This is a genomic window from Sphingomonas sp. LR59 (assembly GCF_036855945.1).
Classification (GTDB): Bacteria; Pseudomonadota; Alphaproteobacteria; order Sphingomonadales; family Sphingomonadaceae; genus Sphingomonas.
Genome location: NZ_JASPFL010000001.1, coordinates 741,692 through 762,225 on the forward strand (window position 1 = coordinate 741,692; position 20,534 = coordinate 762,225).

21 protein-coding genes and 2 pseudogenes are annotated in these 20,534 nt (G+C 63.7%); 5 read left to right on the forward strand and 18 right to left on the reverse strand.

The features are described 5' to 3' along the window. Positions 1–34 precede the first annotated feature (34 nt). From QP164_RS03495 to QP164_RS03540, 11 genes and pseudogenes are all read right to left on the reverse strand, one after another. Positions 35–1,135, reverse strand: a complete 1,101-nt coding sequence (locus tag QP164_RS03495; RefSeq protein WP_207901277.1) for a zinc-dependent alcohol dehydrogenase — start codon at positions 1,133–1,135, stop codon at positions 35–37. Beyond that, positions 1,128–1,718 (reverse strand): Gfo/Idh/MocA family protein, encoded by a 591-nt coding sequence (locus QP164_RS03500; protein WP_333922142.1) that lies wholly within the window; start codon positions 1,716–1,718, stop codon positions 1,128–1,130. The genes QP164_RS03495 and QP164_RS03500 overlap by 8 nt, the downstream gene beginning before the upstream one ends. Before the next feature lie 90 nt (positions 1,719–1,808). Then, positions 1,809–2,114: pseudogene (locus QP164_RS19740) on the reverse strand (Gfo/Idh/MocA family oxidoreductase); the annotation flags it as partial. A 92-nt stretch (positions 2,115–2,206) separates the two neighbouring features. Next, positions 2,207–3,190, reverse strand: a pseudogene (locus QP164_RS03505) (glycosyltransferase family 4 protein); the annotation flags it as partial. Then, complete coding sequence (gene glf, locus QP164_RS03510) at positions 3,187–5,388, reverse strand: UDP-galactopyranose mutase (RefSeq protein ID WP_443027470.1); 2,202 nt, start codon at positions 5,386–5,388, stop codon at positions 3,187–3,189. The gene glf and the pseudogene QP164_RS03505, both read right to left, overlap by 4 nt. Before the next feature lie 198 nt (positions 5,389–5,586). Then, a complete protein-coding gene (locus tag QP164_RS03515; protein WP_333922145.1) occupies positions 5,587–6,747 on the reverse strand; it encodes a glycosyltransferase family 4 protein in 1,161 nt (386 codons plus the stop codon). An 86-nt stretch (positions 6,748–6,833) separates the two neighbouring features. After that, complete coding sequence (locus QP164_RS03520) at positions 6,834–7,619, reverse strand: SDR family NAD(P)-dependent oxidoreductase (RefSeq protein ID WP_333922146.1); 786 nt, start codon at positions 7,617–7,619, stop codon at positions 6,834–6,836. 126 nt (positions 7,620–7,745) lie between these two features. Further along, positions 7,746–8,924: a zinc-dependent alcohol dehydrogenase gene (locus QP164_RS03525; RefSeq protein ID WP_333922147.1), complete on the reverse strand. Its 1,179-nt coding sequence runs from the start codon at positions 8,922–8,924 to the stop codon at positions 7,746–7,748. Next, positions 8,924–9,424 (reverse strand): SRPBCC family protein, encoded by a 501-nt coding sequence (locus tag QP164_RS03530; RefSeq protein ID WP_443027471.1) that lies wholly within the window; start codon positions 9,422–9,424, stop codon positions 8,924–8,926. The genes QP164_RS03525 and QP164_RS03530 overlap by 1 nt, the downstream gene beginning before the upstream one ends. A 166-nt stretch (positions 9,425–9,590) precedes the next feature. After that, positions 9,591–10,073, reverse strand: a complete 483-nt coding sequence (locus tag QP164_RS03535) for a DUF4142 domain-containing protein (protein WP_333922149.1) — start codon at positions 10,071–10,073, stop codon at positions 9,591–9,593. Between the two features lie 333 nt (positions 10,074–10,406). Further along, positions 10,407–11,264, reverse strand: a complete 858-nt coding sequence (locus tag QP164_RS03540; protein ID WP_333922150.1) for an oxygenase MpaB family protein — start codon at positions 11,262–11,264, stop codon at positions 10,407–10,409. A 446-nt stretch (positions 11,265–11,710) separates the two neighbouring features. Between QP164_RS03540 and QP164_RS03545 the strand changes: the two genes are divergently transcribed. Further along, complete coding sequence (locus QP164_RS03545) at positions 11,711–12,898, forward strand: glycosyltransferase (protein WP_333922151.1); 1,188 nt, start codon at positions 11,711–11,713, stop codon at positions 12,896–12,898. On the opposite strand, the gene QP164_RS03550 is transcribed toward QP164_RS03545, so the two are convergent. Next, positions 12,846–13,703, reverse strand: coding sequence for a phosphatase PAP2 family protein (locus tag QP164_RS03550; protein ID WP_333922152.1), 858 nt, complete (start codon positions 13,701–13,703; stop codon positions 12,846–12,848). The two genes, QP164_RS03545 and QP164_RS03550, sit on opposite strands and share 53 nt — an antisense overlap. A 309-nt stretch (positions 13,704–14,012) precedes the next feature. Here QP164_RS03550 and QP164_RS03555 point away from each other — a divergent pair, with 309 nt between their 5' ends. From QP164_RS03555 to QP164_RS03570, 4 genes are all read left to right on the forward strand, one after another. Further along, on the forward strand, positions 14,013–14,540 hold the full coding sequence (locus QP164_RS03555) for a sterol desaturase family protein (protein ID WP_333922153.1): 528 nt from the start codon (positions 14,013–14,015) through the stop codon (positions 14,538–14,540). Positions 14,541–14,741: 201 nt separating this feature from the next. Next, positions 14,742–15,185 carry a hypothetical protein gene (locus tag QP164_RS03560; protein ID WP_333922154.1) on the forward strand — a complete coding sequence of 148 codons (444 nt, stop codon included), beginning with the start codon at positions 14,742–14,744 and terminating at the stop codon, positions 15,183–15,185. Further along, the gene (locus tag QP164_RS03565; RefSeq protein ID WP_333922155.1) at positions 15,161–15,319 is read left to right on the forward strand and encodes a fatty acid desaturase; all 159 of its coding nucleotides are present in this window, start codon (positions 15,161–15,163) and stop codon (positions 15,317–15,319) included. The genes QP164_RS03560 and QP164_RS03565 overlap by 25 nt, the downstream gene beginning before the upstream one ends. Continuing rightward, a complete protein-coding gene (locus QP164_RS03570) occupies positions 15,316–16,077 on the forward strand; it encodes a sterol desaturase family protein (RefSeq protein ID WP_333922156.1) in 762 nt (253 codons plus the stop codon). The genes QP164_RS03565 and QP164_RS03570 overlap by 4 nt, the downstream gene beginning before the upstream one ends. Before the next feature lie 39 nt (positions 16,078–16,116). On the opposite strand, the gene QP164_RS03575 is transcribed toward QP164_RS03570, so the two are convergent. The 6 genes from QP164_RS03575 to QP164_RS03600 all read right to left on the reverse strand — a co-directional run bounded on the left by QP164_RS03575 (position 16,117) and on the right by QP164_RS03600 (position 20,471). Further along, complete coding sequence (locus tag QP164_RS03575) at positions 16,117–16,992, reverse strand: SDR family oxidoreductase (RefSeq protein WP_333922157.1); 876 nt, start codon at positions 16,990–16,992, stop codon at positions 16,117–16,119. A gap of 109 nt (positions 16,993–17,101) precedes the next feature. After that, complete coding sequence (locus tag QP164_RS03580) at positions 17,102–17,239, reverse strand: hypothetical protein (protein ID WP_277982691.1); 138 nt, start codon at positions 17,237–17,239, stop codon at positions 17,102–17,104. A 398-nt stretch (positions 17,240–17,637) separates the two neighbouring features. Further along, a complete protein-coding gene (locus QP164_RS03585; protein WP_333922158.1) occupies positions 17,638–18,609 on the reverse strand; it encodes a GGDEF domain-containing protein in 972 nt (323 codons plus the stop codon). A gap of 270 nt (positions 18,610–18,879) precedes the next feature. Next, positions 18,880–19,401 (reverse strand): hypothetical protein, encoded by a 522-nt coding sequence (locus QP164_RS03590; RefSeq protein ID WP_333922159.1) that lies wholly within the window; start codon positions 19,399–19,401, stop codon positions 18,880–18,882. 222 nt (positions 19,402–19,623) lie between these two features. Next, entirely contained in the window at positions 19,624–20,190 is a 567-nt protein-coding gene (locus QP164_RS03595) for an SDR family NAD(P)-dependent oxidoreductase (protein ID WP_333922160.1), read from the reverse strand. Then, the gene (locus QP164_RS03600) at positions 20,118–20,471 is read right to left on the reverse strand and encodes an SDR family NAD(P)-dependent oxidoreductase (protein ID WP_333922161.1); all 354 of its coding nucleotides are present in this window, start codon (positions 20,469–20,471) and stop codon (positions 20,118–20,120) included. Before QP164_RS03600 ends, QP164_RS03595 begins: the two co-directional genes overlap by 73 nt. Between the last annotated feature and the right edge of the window lie 63 nt (positions 20,472–20,534).

Below are 20,534 nucleotides of genomic sequence, written 5' to 3' on the forward strand. Positions count from 1 at the left end.
CGGATCGGGCGGGCGTCGGCAGTGAGTACGGTACTTAATCGCCGACCTTGAAGACGATCTGGAGGAATTCGGGCCGCTCGCCGACCAGCCGGGCGATGAAGGCGGGGGCGTCGTCATAGGGCACGACATGCGTGATGAGCTGCGCGCGGATCTCGGGGCCGCGGGCGAGGAGAAGCTTCACCGTTTCGTTGGCGAGGCGGCGGCGGTCCCATTGGAAACCGAGCCCGCGCGGGACGCGGTTGATCTGCGCGCAGCGTAAGGAGAGGCCGTTGTGGTGGAATTCCTCGCCGAGCCGGAGCCGGTCGGCGCCGCCCTGGTAGAAAGCAAGGTCGATCACCGTGCCCTGCGGTCTCAGCGCGCGCATCGCGGCGTGGAGGCTGGCGGCGTCGGCGCGGGTCTGGAACACGACGTCCGCGCCGCGATCGTCGCCGCCGTGGAGCCAGCGTGCCTTGGCGTAGGCCCAGGCCTGGTCCTCGGTCATCGCGGTGATGCCGAGGCATTCGGCGCGCAGGCGGCGGAAGGGGGACGGGTCGGCGATCACGACTTCGCTGGCGCCGGCGGCTTGCGCGAACAGGGCGGTGAGCATGCCGACGATGCCTGCGCCGATCACCAAAGCGGGGCGGCCGCGGATGCCGTCGCCGAGATTGACGACATTGGGTCCGAGTAGCTCAACGTCCGCGTGGAGAATGCCGTTGGCGGCGATCGGACCCATCTGGCCGATATAGATGCCGAGGATCGGATCGAGCTCGGGTGGGAGCTTGGTCAGCAGGTCGTTGAACGGATCCGCGGTGTGGCCGGTCTTGTGCCCGAACACCGTGCCGACGACGTCGCCGTTGGCGAAATCGTCGACCCGGCTGTCGCTGACGCGCGCGCATTCCATGTAGCCGAGAAACGGTACCGGATAGTGCGCGCTGGGCTCGCCGGGGACGAACACGCCGCGGCCTGCGTCCCAGCGCGAGTGGAGATACGGGTTGCTGTTCTTGACGAAGGTGAGTTCGGTGCCGGCGGAAAACCCGGTGTAGAGCAGGTCGAGGCGAACCTGGCCGTCGCCTGGGGGCGCTTCGTCATAGCCGAAGAAATAAGCCTGGCCGGGGCGTTCGACGCCGAGCGAGCGGACGTGGCGCCACTCAGACATGGATCACCTCCCGCTCGCGGACGTCGATCGCGCGGCCTTCGACGGCGGAGCGTTCGATCGCCAGCGCGAGGCGGAGCGTTTCGAGCGCGGCGGGATAGGGGCAGCGGATGCGGTTCTCGCCCCCGCGCACCGCGTCGATAAAGTCGCGATCCTCCAGCACGACCGGGTCGCTGCCGGTGCCGCGGACCGGGCGGCCGCGGCCGATGTCGATCATCACGTCGCGGTCGGTGAGTTCGATCGCAAGGCCTTCGCCGAACAGGTGCAGGCCGACGCGGTGGTTCCAGTTGAGCAGGCAGGTCGACGCGAAATTGGCGATCGCGCCGCTGGCGAAGGTGAGCATCGCGGTGCTGGTGGTGGCGACGTCGAGGCCGGGGAAGGCGGCGCGGTCGACATGGCTCGACTGGCCGTAGACGCGGACGACGTCGCCGACGAGATAGCGTGCGAGATCGACGAGATGCGTGGTCTGTTCGAGCATCTGGCCGCCCGATGCGTCCTTCTTCCACCACCAGCGCGGCGGCGGCGTGGAGTCGAGCCAGTAGCCCGACAGGAGGCGGGCGGGGGTCGCCGAAAGCAGCGCCTTCACCTCGTCCACGGTGTCGAGATAGCGCCAGTGATAACCGACCGCGGTGACCAGGCCGAGCCGGTCGACTGCGGCTGCGACGTCCTCCGCGGTGCCGAGGTCGAGCGCGACGGGCTTCTCGACGAAGAACGGAAGCTTGTGCTCGATCGCCAGGCGTTCGGGTTCACCATGTGCGAAGGGCGGCACGCAGATGTAGAGCGCGTCGAGGTCGGCCGCGGCCAGCATCGCCGCGGCATCGTCGAACGCGCGGGCGCCGAAGCGGGCGGCGGCCTCGGTCGCGCGGGCCATGTCGACGTCGGCGACCGCGACGATCGCGACGTCGTCGAACTGCTCCAGCACGCCGAAATGGCGATTGGCGATGCCGCCCGCGCCGATGAACCCGATCCGTGTCCGCTCCACGCCGTCTCCCTTGTGTTTTGGTCTTGCACGGCGGCGTAGACCGCGCGCGTGTCAGCGATCATGCGATCGGCCGAGAAGAGGTCTTGCTGGCGCTCGATCGCGGCGCTGGCCATTGTCTTGAGGCGGTCGCGGTCGGTTAGCAGCGTGACGATCGCATCGGCGAAACTGGCCGGGTCCGCGGCGGTCAGGCGACCGGTGACGCAGTCCTCGATCGCTTCGGCATTGCCGGGCGCGACGGTGGCGACGACGGGCAGGCCTGCGGCCATCGCTTCGAGCGCGACCAGCGGCAGGCCCTCGAATGCAGAGGGCAGGACGAGCAGGTCGGCGAGCGTCATCAGGTCGGCGACATCGCCGCGAGTGCCGAGCATGCGGACGGTACCGGCCAGCCCTTGGGCGGCGACGGCGCGTGCGGTCTGGGTGAGGAGTGGGCCTTCGCCGGCGAGCAGCACGATCGCGTCCGGATGCGCGGCGTGGATAGCCGGCAATGCGTCGAGCAGGAGCGCGTGGCCCTTTTGCTCCGCAAACCGCGCGACCATCAGCAGGACGGGGGCAGTGCCGACGCCCCATTCGCTGCGGAGGGCTTCGCGGGAGCGCGAGGGTTTGTGCGCGCCGACGCCGTTGTGGATTGTCGCGACGAGTGCCGGATCGACGCCTGCCGCGCGGTGGGTGTCGCCGACTGCGTCCGAGACGCAGATCAGGCGTGCGAGCGCGGCTGCGGTGTCGCGATGCTCGTCGCGTTGGGCGGGGTCGGTGAGGAGATAGGGGAGGTGCTCGGTACGGATCACGGGGACGCCGGCGGCGTGCGCGGCGCGGACGGCGGCGTGGCCTTCCCAGCCTATGCCGGCGTGGACGTGGACGATGTCGGGCGCGGCGCGGTCGAGCCAGCGCGCGAGGCCTGCATCGTCGTCGAGCGCCTTGACCGCATAGCCCTTGGCGGCGGCGTGTTCGAGCAGGCCCGTGCCGGGACGCGCGGCGACGACGATCTCGTCTCCGCCCAATCCTTCGGCGAGCGTCATCATGTGCGCGCCGACGCCGGACGGGGCGAGGCTGTCGGTCAACAGGCAGATGCGGGTCATTCGGCGGCCATCACGGGGGTTTCGAGGACGGCGGACTTGGCCACCATGCGTCGATAGGTGGCGAGCGCCTGCCCCACGACCTGGTCCATGTTGTAGTAGCGATAGGTCGCGAGGCGGCCGACGAAGGTCACGCCTTCCTCAGCATCGGCGAGCGCCTCGTAGCGTTTGAACAGCGCCTGGTTTTCGGGGCGGGGGATCGGGTAATAAGGATCGCCCTCCGCGCTCGGGAACTCGTAGCTGATGCTAGTCTTCGCGTGGAGCTGGCCGGTCAAATGCTTGTATTCGGTGATGCGCGTCTGCGGCACGGTTTCGTCGGGATAGTTGACGACCGCGACCGGCTGGAACTGTGCCACGTCGTGGGTCTCGTGGCGGAACTGGAGGCTGCGATAGGGGAGCTTGCCGAAGCGGAAGTCGAAATATTCGTCGATCGGGCCGGTAAAGACGATGTGGTCGACGTCGATGCGGTCGATCACGTCGCGGTATTCCACGCCGAGATCGAGCGTGATGCCGGGGTGGTCGAGCATCGCTTCGAACATGCGCGTATAACCGTTCGCCGGCATCGCCTGGAACTTGTCGGTGAAATAGCGGTCGTCGGTCGAGGTGCGGGTCGGGACGCGCGCGGTGACGGCGCGGTCGAGTTCGGACGGGTCGAGGCCCCATTGCTTCCGCGTGTAGCCGCGGAAGAACGTTTCGTAGAGATCGCGGCCGACCGCGGCGACGACGACGTCCTCGGACGTGCGGATGTCCTCGACCGATTCCGCGCGGCTGGCGAGAAAGGCGGCGGCTTCCGCGTCGTCCTTGAGCGACAGGCCGTAGAGTGCGTTCAGCGTAGTGCGGTTGATCGGCATCGGCACGAGCTTGTCGTCGACGCTGGCGAGCACGCGGTGTTCGTACTGGCGCCAGTCGGTGAAGCGCGACAGATAGTCGAACACGTCGGCGGAGTTGGTGTGGAAGATATGCGGGCCGTAGCGGTGGATCAGCACGCCCGCCGCGTCATGCTCGTCATACGCGTTGCCGCCGATGTGCGGGCGGCGGTCGACGACCAGCACGCGCTGACCGCTGTCGCTGGCCAGGCGTTCGGCGAGGACCGCGCCGGCGAACCCTGCGCCGACGATCAGCGTGTCGTAACGTTCGCGTTTCGGCGCGGGGCGGAAGGTGCGTTTCGCGTGGAGGACGCGGTCGATCTCGGTGGCCATGGCGGTTTGCGTGCGGTCCCAGGATTGCGTGGCGAGCAGGCGATCGGCTTCGTCGCGCCAGGCGCCTTCGCGGGGGAGGGCTAGCGCGGTCTCGCAGGCGGTGACGAACGCGGGCGCATCGGCGGCGATCGTGACGGCCGCTGCGTCGCCATAGTGGCGGATCACGTCGACGATCGGCGTCGAGACGACGGGCAGGCCGCCCGCGAGATATTCCGGTGTCTTGGTCGGGCTGATGAAGCGTGTCGCGGCGTTGATTGCGAACGGCATCAGCGCGACGTCCCAGCCCGAGAGATAGGCGGGGAGTTCATTGTAGCCGCGTCCGCCGAGCCAGTGGATGTTGGCGCGGCGTGGCAGGTGCGCGGGATCGATCTTCACGACCGGGCCGATCATCACGAACGACCAGTCGGGTCGCTGAGCGGCGACCGCGTCGAGCAACGCTAAGTCGATGCGCTCGTCGATGACGCCGAAGAAGCCGAGCTTCGGGCCGGGAACGTGGCGCTGATCTTCGGGTTCGCTGATGCCGGCGCGGGCTTGTGCAAAATGCGCGACGTCGACCGCCGAAGGGAAAGCGTGGACGTCACGGTGGCGGTCGCGCTTGGCTTCGTAAAGGCTGTAGCCGCCGGTAAAGACTAGGTCGGCACGCGCGAGCAGTCGCGTTTCGCGGTCGAGCAGGGCGGGGTCGGCGAAGCGGAACGCGGACAGCTCGTCCATGCAGTCGTAGACGACTGCGGCGGCGTCGAGATGCTCGGCGAACGGGAGCATCATCGGCGTGTAGAACCAGAGCAAAGGCTTGGCGCGAATGCTCGTCGCGACCAGCATGTCGAGCAGTTGCCGCAAGCCCGCCTCGACCTGCTCGGCGTTCCACCAATGCGGCAGCCGCGGGCGCAGTGCGATCACGTTGTCGGCGGGAAACGGGTGGTGTTCGAGGAAGGGCAGCGGATGGTCGCAGGGGATGTGTTCTTCCCAGACGAACACGCTCTGGGTTTGCGCGAACCGCTTCATCAGGTGCTGCGGGCGCTGCGTGACGAAATCCCAGCGCAGGTGCGAGAAGCAGATCAGCGGCGGCGGGGCGGCATCGTCGGACTTCGAGGGCGTGAGAATAGGTCCGATACCGTGCACGCTCTTCCAATCCGCAAATCCGCGGTTATCCGCGTTGTCGATCGAACCTAAGCCCACACCCCGAACCTGACTATGTAAATGTCATTGCTTTGCATCATGTATTTGCTGGATAATTTCCCTCAAACGCACAATGCTATGCTGCCAAGTCCAACGTTCCAACACGGCGTGGCGGGGCCGATATTCTTCGTAGGTTTCGCGCATTGTAAGAATTGCATCGGCAAACCCGGTCGTCGAAGCCGTCATGCCGGTCTCGGGCAGAATGAACTGCAATCCGCAGCGTAATTCGGCGTTGGCGAGCACGGGTAGGCCCGCGAGCATGTATTCGGTGAGGATCGCGGGCGCGCCGTCGTCGATGCCGCAGACGACGCCGAACCTGGCGCGGTTCATCAGGCGGTTGACCTCGTCGATAGGCACGCCCGGCGGTCCGACGAACTCGATCGAGAGGTTCTGCTCTTGCGCGCGGTGGCGGAGTGCGTCGGCATCCTCGCCGTATCCGAACACGCAAAGCGCGCGGATGTCGCGCGGAAGCTGCGCGAGCGCATCGAACAGGATGTCGTGGCGCTTGTACGGCTGCGCGGCGGCGACGTAGATCAGGTCGAAATCCTTGGGCGTGCCGAGCGGACGGAACTGGTCGATCGCGGCGAACTCAGGCCCGACCGGCAGGATCGCGGTGCGCATGCCGGGGTGGCGGGCCTCGACTTCGTCCGACTGCCACTGTGCGCCGGTGATGACGAGATCGAAATGCTCGCTGACTTGCCGAGGTACGCGCAGCGATGGCGCGTCGATCGAATTGTAGAGAATGATGCTGTTAGCGCAGAGTTCGAGCAGGTCGGGCGCGACGCCCAAGCCGAACACGACGAGGATATGCGGCGCGCCGAATGCCTCGACGAACGCATGCATTTGCGACGAAGCAAAGGGGGCATGCTCGCCGTCGATCCGGAAAGCGCGGCGCGCCAGAACCGCGTTGTCCCTGCGGAATGGAGGCTCGTCTTCGCCACGCCAATGATGCCAGATTTCGGCCTGATCGACGATGCCGGCGGCGATCAACGCGAGGGGTAGCCGCTCAAGATATCCGCCCGTCACCTCCGCGGGGGCAAGATCGCCGGTCCACGGTTGACTGACTGGGGCGGCTGCGTGTGCCGGCAGCAGGGAGGATGGCGGACGGTCGTGCTCGGGATGCTGGCCATCGACCCAATCGCTGATGACGACAACCGATCGCCGAGCGGTCAACGGTGCCGCCATCTGTAATTTCCCCTCATCGATGGGGTGCCCAATCCTATCGAGGCTGGGCACCCCGAGCATTGTAAAACCGTCTGGCAGCCCGCCGATCAGTCCTTGGCGCTGCCGGGCTCAGCCATCTTCCGATGCTGTTCTGCGAGCACCGAACCGGGGATGACGTTGGCGAGCACACCCTGGACCTTCGTCATGAAGCCCGAAAAGACCGACGCCTTCCCGCTCATCAGCGCATCCCAGCCGTCTTTGGCGACATCGGCCGGATCCCGCTTGTTCGGATCTGTGCCCACTGACGTGTCGTTCATGTCGGCACGATCGAAGAACTCGGTGTCGACCGGCCCCGGCATCAGCGTCGTCAGCGTGACGCCGTCCGCCTCCTTGATTTCGTTGCGCAGTGCCTCGGTGAAGCTGTCGATAAACGCCTTCGAGCCATTGTAGACCGCCTGGAACGCACCGGGAATGTAGCCCGCAACCGATCCCGTCACGAGCACCTTGCCGTCATTACGCGCGACCATCGCCGGCATCACCTTCTGAAGAAGGTACAGCGTGCCCGTGATGTTGGTGTCGATCACGTTGCGCCAGTCGTCGACTGTCTGGTCAAGGAAACCGTGGCCGAGACCGTGTCCGGCATTGGCGCACAGCACGTCGACCTTCCGCCCGTTGGTCGCGGCAAGCAGCGCATCGACGCCCTCGATCGTCGACAGATCCGCCTCGACCGCCGTCACGTCGGTGCCGAACTGCTTGAAGTCGGCGGCAGCGGACTGGATCAGCGCTTCGTTGGCGACGACCAGGATGTCGTAGCCGTCCTTCGCCGCGAGCGTGGCAAGTTCGAAACCGATGCCCGTCGAGGCCCCGGTGATGATCGCGAATTTATCGGCCATGTCATGTTCCTTCTTCACCCCTCCCTGGAAGGGAGGGGCAGGGGTGGGTCGGTTCGGGGTGAGGGCTGCGATTTACCTACGAGCCAACCCACCCCCAGCCCCTCCCTTTCAGGGAGGGGAGCAAAGTCAGTTGAACCCAGGTTTAAGCACGACCTTGGTCACTTCGTTCTGGTTGTTCTTGAACATGTCATAGCCCTTGGGCGCGTCCTCCAGGTCCATCCGGTGCGAGATCAGGAAGGTCGTGTCGATCTTGCCCTCCATGATCGCGTTGAGCAGCGCGGGCATGTAATGCTGGACGTGCGTCTGGCCTGTCTTGAGCGTCAGTCCCTTCTCCATCAGCGCACCGAGCGGGAACTTGTCGATGAACCCGCCATAGACCGCCGGCATCGATACGCGCCCGCCCTTGCGACAGGCGATGATCGCCTGGCGGATAGAATGCGCGCGATCGGTGCCGAGGAAGGTCGAGGCCTTGATCTGGTCGAGCACGTTGTCGACGAAGAAGCCGTGTGCCTCCAGGCCGACGCTGTCGATCACCGCATCGGGACCGATCCCGCCGGTCATCACCATCAGCGCTTCGTAGACCGCGCTTTCCTCGTAGTTGATGGTCTCGGCGCCGAACTTCTTCGCAAGCTCGAGGCGGTGCGGGAAATGGTCGATCGCGATGACGCGCTCGGCGCCCATTAGGAACGCCGACTGCACCGCGAACAGCCCGACCGGACCGCAGCCCCAGACCGCGACGGTGTCGCCGGGCTCGATCTGCGCATTCTCCGCCGCCATCCAGCCGGTCGGCAGGATGTCGGATAGGAACAGCACCTTCTCGTCGTCGACCCCGTCGGGAATGACGATCGGCCCGACGTCGCTGAACGGCACGCGGACATATTCCGCCTGACCGCCCGCATAGCCGCCGGTCATGTGGCTGTAGCCGAACAAACCCGACATCGGCTGGCCGTAGAGTTCCTGCGCGATATCCTGATTGTCGGCGGGGAGGCCGTTGTCGCACGCCGAATATTGATGTTTGCCGCAGTGATAACAGCTGCCGCACGCGATCGTGAACGGGACGACGACCTTCTGGCCCTTCGTCAGCGTCGACTTGGCGCCGACCTCGACGACTTCGCCCATGAACTCGTGGCCGAGGATGTCGCCTGCCTGCATCGTCGGGATATAGCCGTCGTACAGATGCAGATCGGAGCCACAGATCGCGGTCGCGGTGACCTTGATGATGCAATCACGCGGATTGACGATTTCGGGATCGTCGACGGTGTCGACGCGGACGTCGTGCTTGCCGTGCCATGCCAGAGCGCGCATCAGGCGAGTTCCTCTTCATGCTGCTTGCGGTTCATCGCGGCGGTCGCGATCTCGCCGGTTTCCATCAATTGCTTGAAGCGGCGCAGGTCGCGGCGCGCCTGGATTGCGGGTTCGCGCTGAAACATCTTGGCGATCAGCTTGCCGACGATTCCGCCGGGCGGATCATAGGCAATGGTCGCGGTGACGACCGTACCCCGCGCGCCGGCATCACGAAACTCCACCCGGCCGCTGTTCGCGACATCGGCACCAGGCTCGGACGTCCAGGCGATCAATCTGTCCTGTGCCTCTTCGGTCACGACCGCGTCCCATTCGACTGTCTTGCCGGCGGGTGCCTTCACGACCCAGTGCGACCGCGTGTCGTTCAGAATGTCGATCCGTTCGACGTTCTCCATGAACGTCGGCAGATTGGCAAAGTCGCGAAAATAGGTGAACACCTCGGCAACGGGCCGGTTGATAGTGACCGCACGCGCGACGATCGCATCGTCCTTGCGCTCTGACATAGCAGCCGCCCCGAGAGAATCGCCGCGTTTCCACGTGGTTGGCGGCGCGTCGTCGCTATGTGGGTTGGTATCGTTCATGTCTGATCTCCTGTCGATGCGCGCGGCGCCAGGTCCTGGTGCAGCGATGGCCGGCGCGCAGGTGCAATCGCCGGCCATCGCGCGTCGGTCACATCGTGGACAGCTCGGTGATGTGGGTCTGCACGACCGGCGCAATCGAGGCCGCGACCGTCTTGAGCGGCGCCGCCGTTCCGGATTGTGCATAGGTCTGGTGCAGTGTCAGCGCGCGCTGATGCGCAGACTTCTGCTGTTCGACATACAACCGGTCGCGCGCAGTCCCGGTGGCTGCGCGCAAGGCCGCGACGTTCTTCGTGCCCATAGCATCGAGCTTGGGCGGCGCAGGGTGCAGGCCAGCGCGCATTGCAGCCGCCTTCACATCCGCGGTCGACTTGGTGTGATCGGTGACCATCATCGATGCGAACGAACGCAGCTTGGCGTTCTTGGTCGAGGTGAGCAGCAAACGGCTGGACTGGATTTCATACTGATCGCCGGCACCCGCCTTCATTACATAGGTCGAGGCGGCGGGGGCCTGCGCGACCGCCGCGACGGCAGGCAGTGCGATCATTGCTGCGAGCGTAAGAAGCTTTGTCATGACATTCTCCTGGGGCCTGCGGCGCGTTCAACCCACCGCTACAAACCGAACCGGCACGGATGGGCAATGTTCCAGCGATCCTGGCCATCTCAATCTGGATCAATGAGTTTGCTATCTCGGCTGACATACTGCACGAATATCGTTATCTGGTAGCTCGGTCAGGATTGGGAGGGGCAGGTCGGCCGCCGTAATTCCGCCAGGCCATTGCAATACTTCGATGCGCGGCTCGCGATAATCCGGCTCGCCCAGACCTTGCCCTTCGCCCGCGGGCCAATGACCCCAACCGCACGACCACCATGCGCTTTAGAAACGTCCACATCCGGGTATTCGGATTCAAGTCCCGTCGAAGGCCCAGCGCAACGTTTTCGCCATTTGTCGTGCACCGGACCGGACGACCGGTTTCATAAATATCGGCGAAGCCTTCAGACAATGCACCCGACGTGCCCAGTTCGGGAGAAGGTCCACCGCCGCCTGCGCGACGATCCGTTGCAGCGGTATCGCCAGAGGGTTGCTCGGTGTCTGAGCAAGGACCAACTGCGCCACCTCGCGCGTGCGACCGTCTGCGACCAGTACCGGCTGCATGGTGCGAAGCGCCTGATGTGTGCTTGCACGGTTCCGCGGGAGAGCGTCGGCACCCAGTGCGGCGCCTATGGTGGCAAACTGGGCATAATAAAGATCCTCCTGCGCGGGTGTGAGGGGACGATCCCCATAGTGTTGCCAGGCAGCAAGGAAGGACCACGCCTCGGATATGTGGACCCACGCCAGTAAGTTTGGGTCGTCGGCCCGGTAGGACGTACCGTCAGGAAGCGTGCCGCCGATGTGCGCGTGCACCGCGCGGACTCGCGCTATCGCTGCCTCGGCCTCGGTCCGCTCACCATAGGTGGTCGCAGCGATGAACCGGGCAGTGCGCCGCAGCCGGCCGAGCATGTCGGTTCGGAAGTTCGAATGGTCCCAGACGCCTGCCAGAACTGCAGGATGCAGCATCTGAAGCAGCAGCGCGGTGACGCCGCCTACCATCATGCTGACAACATCGCCGTGCACGCGCCAGATTATCGAGTCGGTCGGAAACAGCGCATCGTCGCTGCGCGTCACCGGCTCCTCGCCGCGTGCCCGATCATTAAACAGGGTCCGTACCTGCCTTACGATGCTACTCTTGGTCTGGTCTCGGATCGATAGCGGGTTGGCGTTCATGCGGTTACGAACGCCCGAGCCCGTATTTTAGCAACGGCCGATAGTTCAGCGGTATGCTCGGGTGATTTACCGCGTATCGCTACCGGAAGCGAAGCTATATCGATCGTCTTGGTGCTTCGGACCGATCCTTAACCAGCTCCGGGCCCGTTACACGCTTGGAAGTCAAGGCGCCGGTCGGCTTCGCTCGCATCAAACCTCCATGTTAGAATTCGCCGGTCGCGGTCATTGGTGAGGCGGTACTACCTCCGAATTATTGCGCTATCGCTCTTCCCTCGCATGCTGATAGTAACCGATCGAATACGACGGCGACGGAAAGCTCCACGGCATTGACGGTCAAAAGGCGGCATATTGCCATCATCGCGCCGCCAACGGCGGGCCACATCAATCCGCTAGCAGCATTGGGAACATCGCTCGTCGAAACGGGACATAGGGTCACGATACTCCACTTGGCCGAGGTCGTGTCGCTCGTGCCCGACTGTGGCGTTGGGTTTGCGGCGCTCGATCACCCCGCCGACGGCCAGGGCTTGCTGGCGGAGTATTACCGCAAGCTGGCGCAGCCATCGGGGCCTATCGGACTACCGCGGATGATCCGCGGCACCGCATCGATGACGGAACTGCTTCTGAGGGCTCTCCCGACGGCGCTGTCCAGGCTGGGGGTCGATGCCATCGTCGCCGACTCGGTCGAGCCAGCCGGAGCACTGGTGGCACGGCATCTCCGGCTGCCGTTCGTAACCGCCGTTACCGGATTGCCCTTGCTAAGGGAGCCGACGGTACCACCACCCTTTCTCGGGTGGGCGTATCGTGCCGATGCGGTGGGGCGGAATCGCAACAATGGCGGGTATGCAGTCAGCGACCTGTTGATGCGGCCGATCACGACGATGGTCGCGACGTATGCACGGCGTTGGGGGCTCGATCCCGACCCCCGATATCAATGGTCCGAACGATTGCAGATCGCGCAATGCCCCGAAGGCCTGGACTTTCCGCGCTTGGCCTTGCCGGAGAGCTTTCGATACGGCGGGCCTTGGCGACGAGACGAGCCAGAAGAAAACCTGCCGGACGACGACGGTCGACCGCTCATATTTTGTTCGCTGGGGTCGTTGCAGGGTGCGCGCCGATCGCTGTTCGCGGCGATGACGGCGGCCTGTTCCGCGGTGGGTGCCCGTGCGGTGGTGGCGCATGGCGGCGGGCTGAGCGACCGCGAAGCCCATTCGCTACCGGGAAACCCGTTGGTGAGGGCATTCTGGTCGCAGACCCGCATCCTGCCCCTATGTTCTGCCGCGATTTTGCATGGCGGGTTCAATACGGTGCTGGACGCGCTGGCGGCCGGTGTTCCGATCGTCGCCGTGCCGCTGGCATTCGAACAACCGGCGACGGCGGCGCGTCTGAAGCGGATCGGGGCTGCCCGCGTCGTCTCGGCTGCCGAAGCGGGCAAGGGAGGTCTCGAACCGGCGTTGCGGCTGGTGTTGAGCGATCCGGAATACCGTCGTGCGGCACGGAGGATGGCGACGGATATGGCGGCGGCAGGCGGCGCAGCTGAGGCTGCGGCGATGGTCGACGCGGCGCTCGGCCGTGAGACCGACGTCAGGCCGGCAGGGCTGACTCCACCCGATGGAACAACTGCCTTTGCCGCGTGAGGTGGCGGGCTGCAAGGACGGCAGGCGGTGCGAGGACAAGCCCCATGATGACGTCCACCCCATAGTGGCCGCCGAAGACCGGCGTCGCGACGATCGTCAGTATGGCCCATGCCCGGCCCGGCAGGGCAACCCGCGGCATCGCGCCGAATGCCCAGATGAAGATGGCGGCGAGCGTCGCGTGGAAACTGGGAAAGCTGACGATCCCCATGAGCATGGAGAGGTCGAGCACGCGTCGGGATCCGTCGCGAAGCCCGGATATCAGCCCCTGTTCCAGCCAGGCTATCGATGGCCAGAGATGCGCGTAGCGGGATGGGTCGAACAGGTTGCCCATCGCCGGGGTAAGGCCTGAGATCAATATGGTGACGAAACCGGACAGGATCGCCGCGCAGACCATTATCCTCAGCGTGTCGAATTTCCCCATGCCGCTCAACGCGACGATGACGACGATCATCTGCAAGGTGAGGCTGTGATACGCCAATCCAAGTAGCCAGATTACAGGAGGGCATGTGTCCAGCAAGGCGAGCACAACCGGCCAGTCGAAGCCGATTGCACGGTCGGCGGCGGCCAGCCGCGCGTCCCACAATTGTCCGGCATTCGCCGCCAACGCATACGCCAGCACGACGCCGAGCAGCGTAAACAGCGTCATCTGAAGAAACGCGGTCGCGCCGGCCGCAAGCCGCGGTCGCGCAGTGTACCTGCCGAACGCCAGCGCGCTGCCGAGTGCCATCAATGATGCGATCGCGGGGGCCGCGCGGATCGGATCCACCGTGAAGCGGTGATGATATTGGGCCGCGAGAAAACTCATCAGCATGGCTGCGATCAACAGCCAGGAGGGAGTGTCCCGGTGGTCGGCGCGTAAGACTCGGGCGATCATCGCGGTCGAACGCGGCTCGTCACCCTCCGGTGCCAGGGTGATGGGCTTTTACCGGCACGTCTCGTCGCGAAGGCCCATGACAGCGTTCTGCAAACGGCGACGACCAAAAGCCGGCCGCAGTCGTCACCAACCCGAGATTTTGTGGCGGGGCGCCCTCGCATCGAACGCCGGTAACCGTTATGTAGGCATCATGTTGAATTCGTTGCACCCGGCCATCGTCATTTCGTGCGATCGAGCACAGTGACCTGGTTCGAGAAACTCGCGATCGTCGTCTTCATGGTGTTGTTCATGGAGTGCTTCGCGTGGGCAGCGCACCGCTATGTCATGCACGGCTGGGGCTGGGGCTGGCACAAGTCGCATCACGAAGATCATGACGGCTGGTTCGAAAAGAACGACCTCTACGCAATCGTCTTCGCGATCGTGCCGATCGTGTTGTTCGTCGTTGGGCTCTGGTGGGAACCGCTGTGGTGGGCAGCGCTTGGCATTACGGTGTACGGCGGCATCTATGCCTTCGTGCACGACCTGCTCGTGCATCAGCGCGGCGGCTTTCGCTGGGTACCCAAGCAGGGGTATTTCAAGCGCCTGCTGCAAGCGCACCGCCTGCACCACGCGGTCGAGGGCAAGGACGGTACCGTCAGCCACGGCTTCCTGTTCGCGCGCAAGCCGTCGGTGCTGAAGGCGCAGTTGCGCGCGAACGCCGATCCGCAGCGGCGTGCGGTACGTCCCGACAAAGCGGGAAACCTCGTCTCGGCAGACGCGAAGAAGTGAGCGGGACGGTTCGCCAAGCGGAGGCCCTGAGGCACCAGACGCGTGTCGGCGTGTCGCTGTCCGCCGCGATCGTCGTGGCGTGGCTGGCGATCCACGTAACCGGCATCTTCTTCTGGCGGTGGAGCGCGGATACAATTCTCTTGGCCATCGGGATGGTCATCGTACAGACTTGGCTGAGTACCGGACTGTTCATCGTCGCGCATGATCTCGATGCACGGTGCGCTGGCACCCGATCGGCCGCGCCTGAACCGCGCGATCGGTGCTACCTGCCTGTCGCTCTATGCCTGCCTGTCCTATGCATCACTGTTGCCGCAGCATCATCTGCATCACAAGGAAACGGGAAGGGCGGGGGATCCCGATTTTCACGGTGGGGACCCAAGTCTCGGCGGCTGGTTCCTACAGTTCTTCAAGACCTATTATTCGCACGGGCAGATCATCCGGATCACCGTGGTGGCGCTGATCTATACGCTGCTGCTCGGGGCACCGCTCGGCAACATCGTCATCTTCTGGGCTCTGCCGGCCTTGGGCGCGGTGGCACAGTTGTTCGTCTTCGGGACGTGGTTGCCGCACCGGGAACGCGAGACCCCCTTGCCGATTCACACCTCGCGCACAGCATCGATGTGGGCCCGGTCTTGTCGCTGCTGACCTGCTTCCACTTCGGCGGGTATCATCACGAGCATCATCTCTCGCCGGGAACGCCGTGGTGGGGGCTTCCGTCGCGTCGCCGTGCGCTTGCCGTGCGAGCCGCCGATCGCAGAGTCGTCGAGGATCAAGCATGACGCTCGCCATCATCCTCTCCGCCGTCGCGATGACCGTCATCGTCGGCGTTCGCTATCTCCTCGTATCAGGCGCGTTCGCGTGGATCACGGTCCGCAAGCATCCGGGGCTGTACCTTGGGCTGGACCCGCAGGTCCGCCGCGAAATCATCTGGAGCCTGGCGTCCGCAGCGCTTTACGGGATCCCGGCCGGCGTGGTCGCTTGGGGATGGCAGCATCATGGCTGGACGCAGGTGTACTCCGACATCCACGCTTATCCGCTCTGGTACCTGCCGGTCTCGGTTTTCCTCTATCTGCTGCTGCATGACGCATGGTTCTACTGGACGCACCGCTGGATGCATCGTCCCAAACCGTTCAAGCTGGCGCACGCGCTGCATCATGCCAGCCGCCCGCCGACGGCCTGGGCCGCGATGGCGTTTCACCCGATTGAGGCGTTGACCGGCGCGGTGGTCATTCCGTTGCTGGTGTTCTTCGTTCCGATCCATATCGCCGGCCTCGGTATCGTGCTCACGATCATGACGGTGATGGGGGTCACGAACCACATGGGATGGGAGATCTTCCCGCGTTTCATGTGGTCGGGCCCGCTGGGAGGATGGCTGATCACGGCCAGCCATCATCAGCGGCACCACGAACTCTATGGCTGCAACTACGGCCTGTATTTCCGCCATTGGGACAGGCTGTGCCACACTGACCGCGGTGTCGGCGATTTCACGAAAGAGCATGCGCGCGCGGCGCGTCGCGTCGAGGTGGCGAACTCCTAGCCGTATCGATGGACGGGCGCCGGGGCGCCCGTCCGTTCGTCAGTTGATCGGCACGCCACCAGTGACCGCAATCACCGCGCCGGTCATGTAGCTTCCCTCCGACGACGCCAGCAAAACATAGGCCGGCGCGAGCTCGCCAGGCTGACCCGCGCGTCCCAGAGGCGTATCCTGACCGAGCTTCTCCAGTTCCTCCGGCGATTTCGCGATCGGCTGGATCGGCGTCCAGATCGGGCCGGGCGCCACCGCGTTGACCCGGATGCCCTTGCCGACGAGCAGGTTGGACAGCCCCACGGTCAGGCTGGATATCGCACCCTTGGTTGCGGCGTAGACGATCATGCTCTTGGTCGCGACCTTGGCCTGCTCGCTGGTGGTGTTCACGATCGCCGACCCTGGCTTCATGTGCGGCGCCGCAGCCTTGGCGAGGCGGATCATCGCGAACACATTGGCGGAAAACGCGCCCTGCATCTCGTCATCGTCGATGCTGTCCAGATCCTCGTTCATCGTCTGGGCGGCGGCGTTGTTGACCAGTATATCGATCCCGCCAAGGTCACTGACGGTGCGCTCCACCAGCGTGACGCAGTGATCGCGGTCGCGAATGTCGCCCGGCAGCAATACGCATCGCCGTCCTGCCTTTTCGACCCAGGCGCGTGTATCTTCGGCATCCTCTTGCTCGACGGCGAGGTACGAGATTGCGATGTCCGCGCCTTCACGCGCGTAAGCGATGGCGATGGCCTTGCCGATGCCGGAATCACCACCGGTGATCAGCGCGACCTTCCCTCGCAGCAAGCCCTTGCCGACATAGCTTTCTTCGCCGTGGTCGGGTTTGGTCGTCATGTTGGCGACAAGCCCGGGGCGCGGCTGCTGCGGTTCGCCGGGAAAGCTGGTCGGGTGGCTGGTGCGCGGATCATCGGTCATGGAAAGCGTCCTGCTATTCGGGTCGCTGGAGGAACGGTCATCCGATCGTTAAGTGCCGCCGCCATAAAAGTCCGTTGACGATGACGATCCATCGTCGAGGCCGATGCAATCAGCGGATCTCGGCACGGCGAGTGGGGGCGTGAAGATCCGCAGTCTTGTCGGCAATCCAGCGCAGGAAGCGACTGATATCCGGATGTGCTTTCAAGACATCGAAATCCGCAAACGTCGTCGCAAGGTCCTGGTTCAAATCGGCATATCCCTAAACACCCTTGGCTCTGAAAAAATATGATGTGACTAGGGCTTGAAGAGCTGATTTCGGCTTTGCAGCAAAGATGAACAAATGGCCGAAGTTGGGGAACGGAAAACGGGTTGTGAATGTCCGAGTATGGGTCTCGCCAGCTCCGAGCTGCCGGGCAGTTCCCCGCCCAAAACACGACGTTCAAGCCGCTCCGGGCATGCCGAAACCTGCCATGTGTTCATGTTGGTCGGCCAGGAGTTCAAGCAAGAGCCTAAGCATCGGGAACGGCCACATGTCGTGAAAGGGGTCGCTTTTAAAGCAGGCTTTCCATGTTATTTCCCGGCAGATGTGGCAGGCCCGCTCACGCTCAAAGTCATCCGCGGGCAAATTGACATTCAGGTCGGACGTCAGTGCAGGACAGTCGAGACTGGGATAAGGCTCACCATGTCGCACTGAGCCCGAGCTGTGGCGAGAGCAGTCCAGTCGTCGCCTTCCCGCGCGTCGAGAGTACGAATCCAGATGGCGCCGCCCTCGTTTTTTGCCTGATACATCAATTGATCGGCAACTCCGACGTGAGCTTTGTTGACACCGGTTTTGCTAAGGTTCAACATCAGGGCGCCCATGCTGCAGCTCAGCGCGAACGGCGTCTGCATGCAGTTCATTTGCAGATGCAGTGTCTTGGCGCGACGGTAGCCTTCAGCTTCTGTATCCACCGGCAAGAACAACAGGAATTCGTCGCCCCCGATCCGGGCGAACACGTCGCTCAATCGAATCAAATCACGGACCCCGTTCGCGAAGGCCCGAAGTGCTTCGTCCCCCGCGGCATGGCCGTCGCGGTCGTTGATCTGCTTGAAGTCGTCGAGGTCGACATAAGCGAGTACGCCCCAAGCCCGATGCCTCGCGGCCGCACCGGCGTTGTCAAAGAAGGCCTGCTCGTTGACGAGCCCGGTCAGGGGATCGCTCCGTGCGCGATTCCATTCGCGATCGTGCGAGCGGCGCGTGCCGGACATCAGTACGATGATGATCGTCACCGCCAGGATCCGCATGGCCATGTTCCAAGCAATCGCAGTTTGACCGAGCGGATAAGCCTCCAATCCGTTCGCAGCGAGGGATACCGCCACGCAGGCGGCGCTGGTCAACGCGGCCTCGCGCCACCCTAAGGTCCAGGCGGGAATGCAGACGATCAGCAGGTAGATCGGGCCGAACCACAGGGCATTCCCGGACGCGCTATCGGCGAACCCGACGACAACAACGGCTGTGGCCGTCAGGGTCAATGCCTGGACGCGAGAGAGCGCGGTCGTCCAGGCAATTAGTGCGTCCAGCCAGTCATGCCAAAGCCGAGCGGGCTGCGACGCATGAGAGGACGAAGGCGTATTCATTTTGCTACCGTAACGACAAGATAATTAAGCTTGTATTACGGTCGCTCTGCTAGGGCGCATCGAGGTGAGAAAGCTGCTTTTACATAGCCCAAAATGGCAGCTTCTTCGTTCAGTGCGCTAGCGCTCAAGGACCGAAATTAGGGCGCGTAGCGGACGTACCAAGGCGCGACAGCGAATGTCCGCTTACTCGACCCATCGCTTCAAAGCGGTCGTTCCACTATACTTCTCATTCAGCCATTCCGCTTCCGCCCAATAGCGGACAGGGACTAGCTATCTGGGTTCATCATCGTACCTCGATGCAGCGGCTGGCTTAACGGTATAGCCAGAAGGTGTCCGGATAAGGTCATCCGTCAGCGGAATGCCGCCATTTGGCATTATCGGCAGCGATGCCGTCTCAGGCCAAATCTTCTTTGTCTTGCCGATGAGCGACCCTCTGAACCGCGCGGAACGAGATGGATTTTCTCCGATAGAAAACGTAATCCAAACCCGACCGGGATGATCTTGAAAATCCATTGCGGAGGCGATCACCTCTTCATCGTCGCCCCGCCATACGGCCGCATTGAATGTAATCGGTGACACTTCAGACTGCGCTTCCATTGCGCCAGTCGTAGATGCGTCAACATGAAAACCTTGCGTCTGCGCCTCTGCTTTGAGCAGCGCCAAAAAGTTGGCCTTATCCTTGCCCGTGGGCAGCGGAACTTCATAGGCAGCAACTGTCTTTAAGCTCTCCGGCTGATGGGCGAGGCCGCAGCCTCCAAGAAGCGGCAATAGTGAAAGAACTTTCCAGATCATGCTGCGGGTATCGGAAGCGCCACGCTGTTGGTCAATGTCCGCTTTCCTTCCCCATCACGACATTTGCGAGCGGATAGCCAGGCTTAAAAATCGGTCATTTACAAATATGAACCAGCGTCCGAAGTTGGGAGGCGGGGAAGGGCGCCCGAACGGCGACTTATGGGTCGAAGGTGCCGGGTAGCAAAGCTCAGCCGGCTATACTATTGCTCGACCGATACGTTCTCAATTAGACCCAAAGTTCGTCGAGCGCGAGAGCGTATCCCAGCTGCCGAGTTCGACCTTCATTGCCTCCAGCTTCGGCTCGACTAACCCCAGTGCGTCGTCGCCGAGGAACAGCCGGACTGGTGGGCTCTCTGTCTCAATCAGCGTGAGCAATGCCTGCGCAGCCTTTTTGGGGTCGCCGGGCTGGTTGCCGCTCTTGGCCTGCCTGGCGGCGCGGATCGGGTCCATGACGGCGTCATAGTCGGCAATGGCGCGTGGCGTGCGATCCATGGACCGTCCGTCCCAATCGGTGCGGAACTGGCCCGGAGCGAGCGCCGTCACCCGTATCCCGAAACCCGCCAGTTCCTTGCCGAGCGCTTCCGAGATGCCTTCCAGGGCGAACTTGTTGCCGCAGTAGAAGGTGATTCCCGGCATGGTGATGAAGCCGCCCATCGACGTGACGTTGATGATATGCCCGCGACGCCTCTCGCGCATCCCGGGTAGCACCGCCTTAATTATCGCCACCGGACCCAACACGTTCGCCGAGAACTGCCGCTGTAGATCGTCAATGGAGGATTCCTCCAGCACACCTCATGGCCATACCCGGCATTATTCACCAGCACGTCAATAGCGTCTACTTGCCGTTCGGCGTTCGCCACAGCTGCCGGAATGGCGTCGAAGTCGGTCACGTCGAGCACCAGCGGATGAGCGCGGTCGGGTGCGAGTGCGGCAAAGGCTTCGGCGTCGGCAGCCCGGCGCACTGTGCCAATCACCCGATGGCCGGCGTCCAGCGCGCCTTCGGCGAATGCTCGACCCAAGCCGGAGCTGACGCCGGTGACGAGGAAGGTCTTAGAAATGTTGGTCGTCATAGCTAAACTCCATCCTACTAGAGTACTTATATCATGATACAGATAGTGACATGGCAGACAGCA

What these genes read in the sequence shown, in the direction of transcription:
- QP164_RS03520 (WP_333922146.1), bottom strand. Translation starts at nt 7,619, where the DNA reads ATGGCCGATAAATTCGCGATCATCACCGGGGCCTCGACGGGCATCGGT.
- QP164_RS03590 (WP_333922159.1), bottom strand. Translation starts at nt 19,401, where the DNA reads ATGATCTGGAAAGTTCTTTCACTATTGCCGCTTCTTGGAGGCTGCGGC.
- QP164_RS03495 (WP_207901277.1), bottom strand. Translation starts at nt 1,135, where the DNA reads ATGTCTGAGTGGCGCCACGTCCGCTCGCTCGGCGTCGAACGCCCCGGC.
- QP164_RS03600 (WP_333922161.1), bottom strand. Translation starts at nt 20,471, where the DNA reads ATGACGACCAACATTTCTAAGACCTTCCTCGTCACCGGCGTCAGCTCC.
- QP164_RS03570 (WP_333922156.1), top strand. Translation starts at nt 15,316, where the DNA reads ATGACGCTCGCCATCATCCTCTCCGCCGTCGCGATGACCGTCATCGTC.
- QP164_RS03530 (WP_443027471.1), bottom strand. Translation starts at nt 9,424, where the DNA reads ATGTCAGAGCGCAAGGACGATGCGATCGTCGCGCGTGCGGTCACTATC.
- QP164_RS03560 (WP_333922154.1), top strand. Translation starts at nt 14,742, where the DNA reads ATGATCTCGATGCACGGTGCGCTGGCACCCGATCGGCCGCGCCTGAAC.
- glf (WP_443027470.1), bottom strand. Translation starts at nt 5,388, where the DNA reads ATGAAGCGGTTCGCGCAAACCCAGAGCGTGTTCGTCTGGGAAGAACAC.
- QP164_RS03585 (WP_333922158.1), bottom strand. Translation starts at nt 18,609, where the DNA reads ATGAATACGCCTTCGTCCTCTCATGCGTCGCAGCCCGCTCGGCTTTGG.
- QP164_RS03535 (WP_333922149.1), bottom strand. Translation starts at nt 10,073, where the DNA reads ATGACAAAGCTTCTTACGCTCGCAGCAATGATCGCACTGCCTGCCGTC.
- QP164_RS03575 (WP_333922157.1), bottom strand. Translation starts at nt 16,992, where the DNA reads ATGACCGATGATCCGCGCACCAGCCACCCGACCAGCTTTCCCGGCGAA.
- QP164_RS03550 (WP_333922152.1), bottom strand. Translation starts at nt 13,703, where the DNA reads ATGAGTTTTCTCGCGGCCCAATATCATCACCGCTTCACGGTGGATCCG.
- QP164_RS03540 (WP_333922150.1), bottom strand. Translation starts at nt 11,264, where the DNA reads ATGAACGCCAACCCGCTATCGATCCGAGACCAGACCAAGAGTAGCATC.
- QP164_RS03525 (WP_333922147.1), bottom strand. Translation starts at nt 8,924, where the DNA reads ATGCGCGCTCTGGCATGGCACGGCAAGCACGACGTCCGCGTCGACACC.
- QP164_RS03515 (WP_333922145.1), bottom strand. Translation starts at nt 6,747, where the DNA reads ATGGCGGCACCGTTGACCGCTCGGCGATCGGTTGTCGTCATCAGCGAT.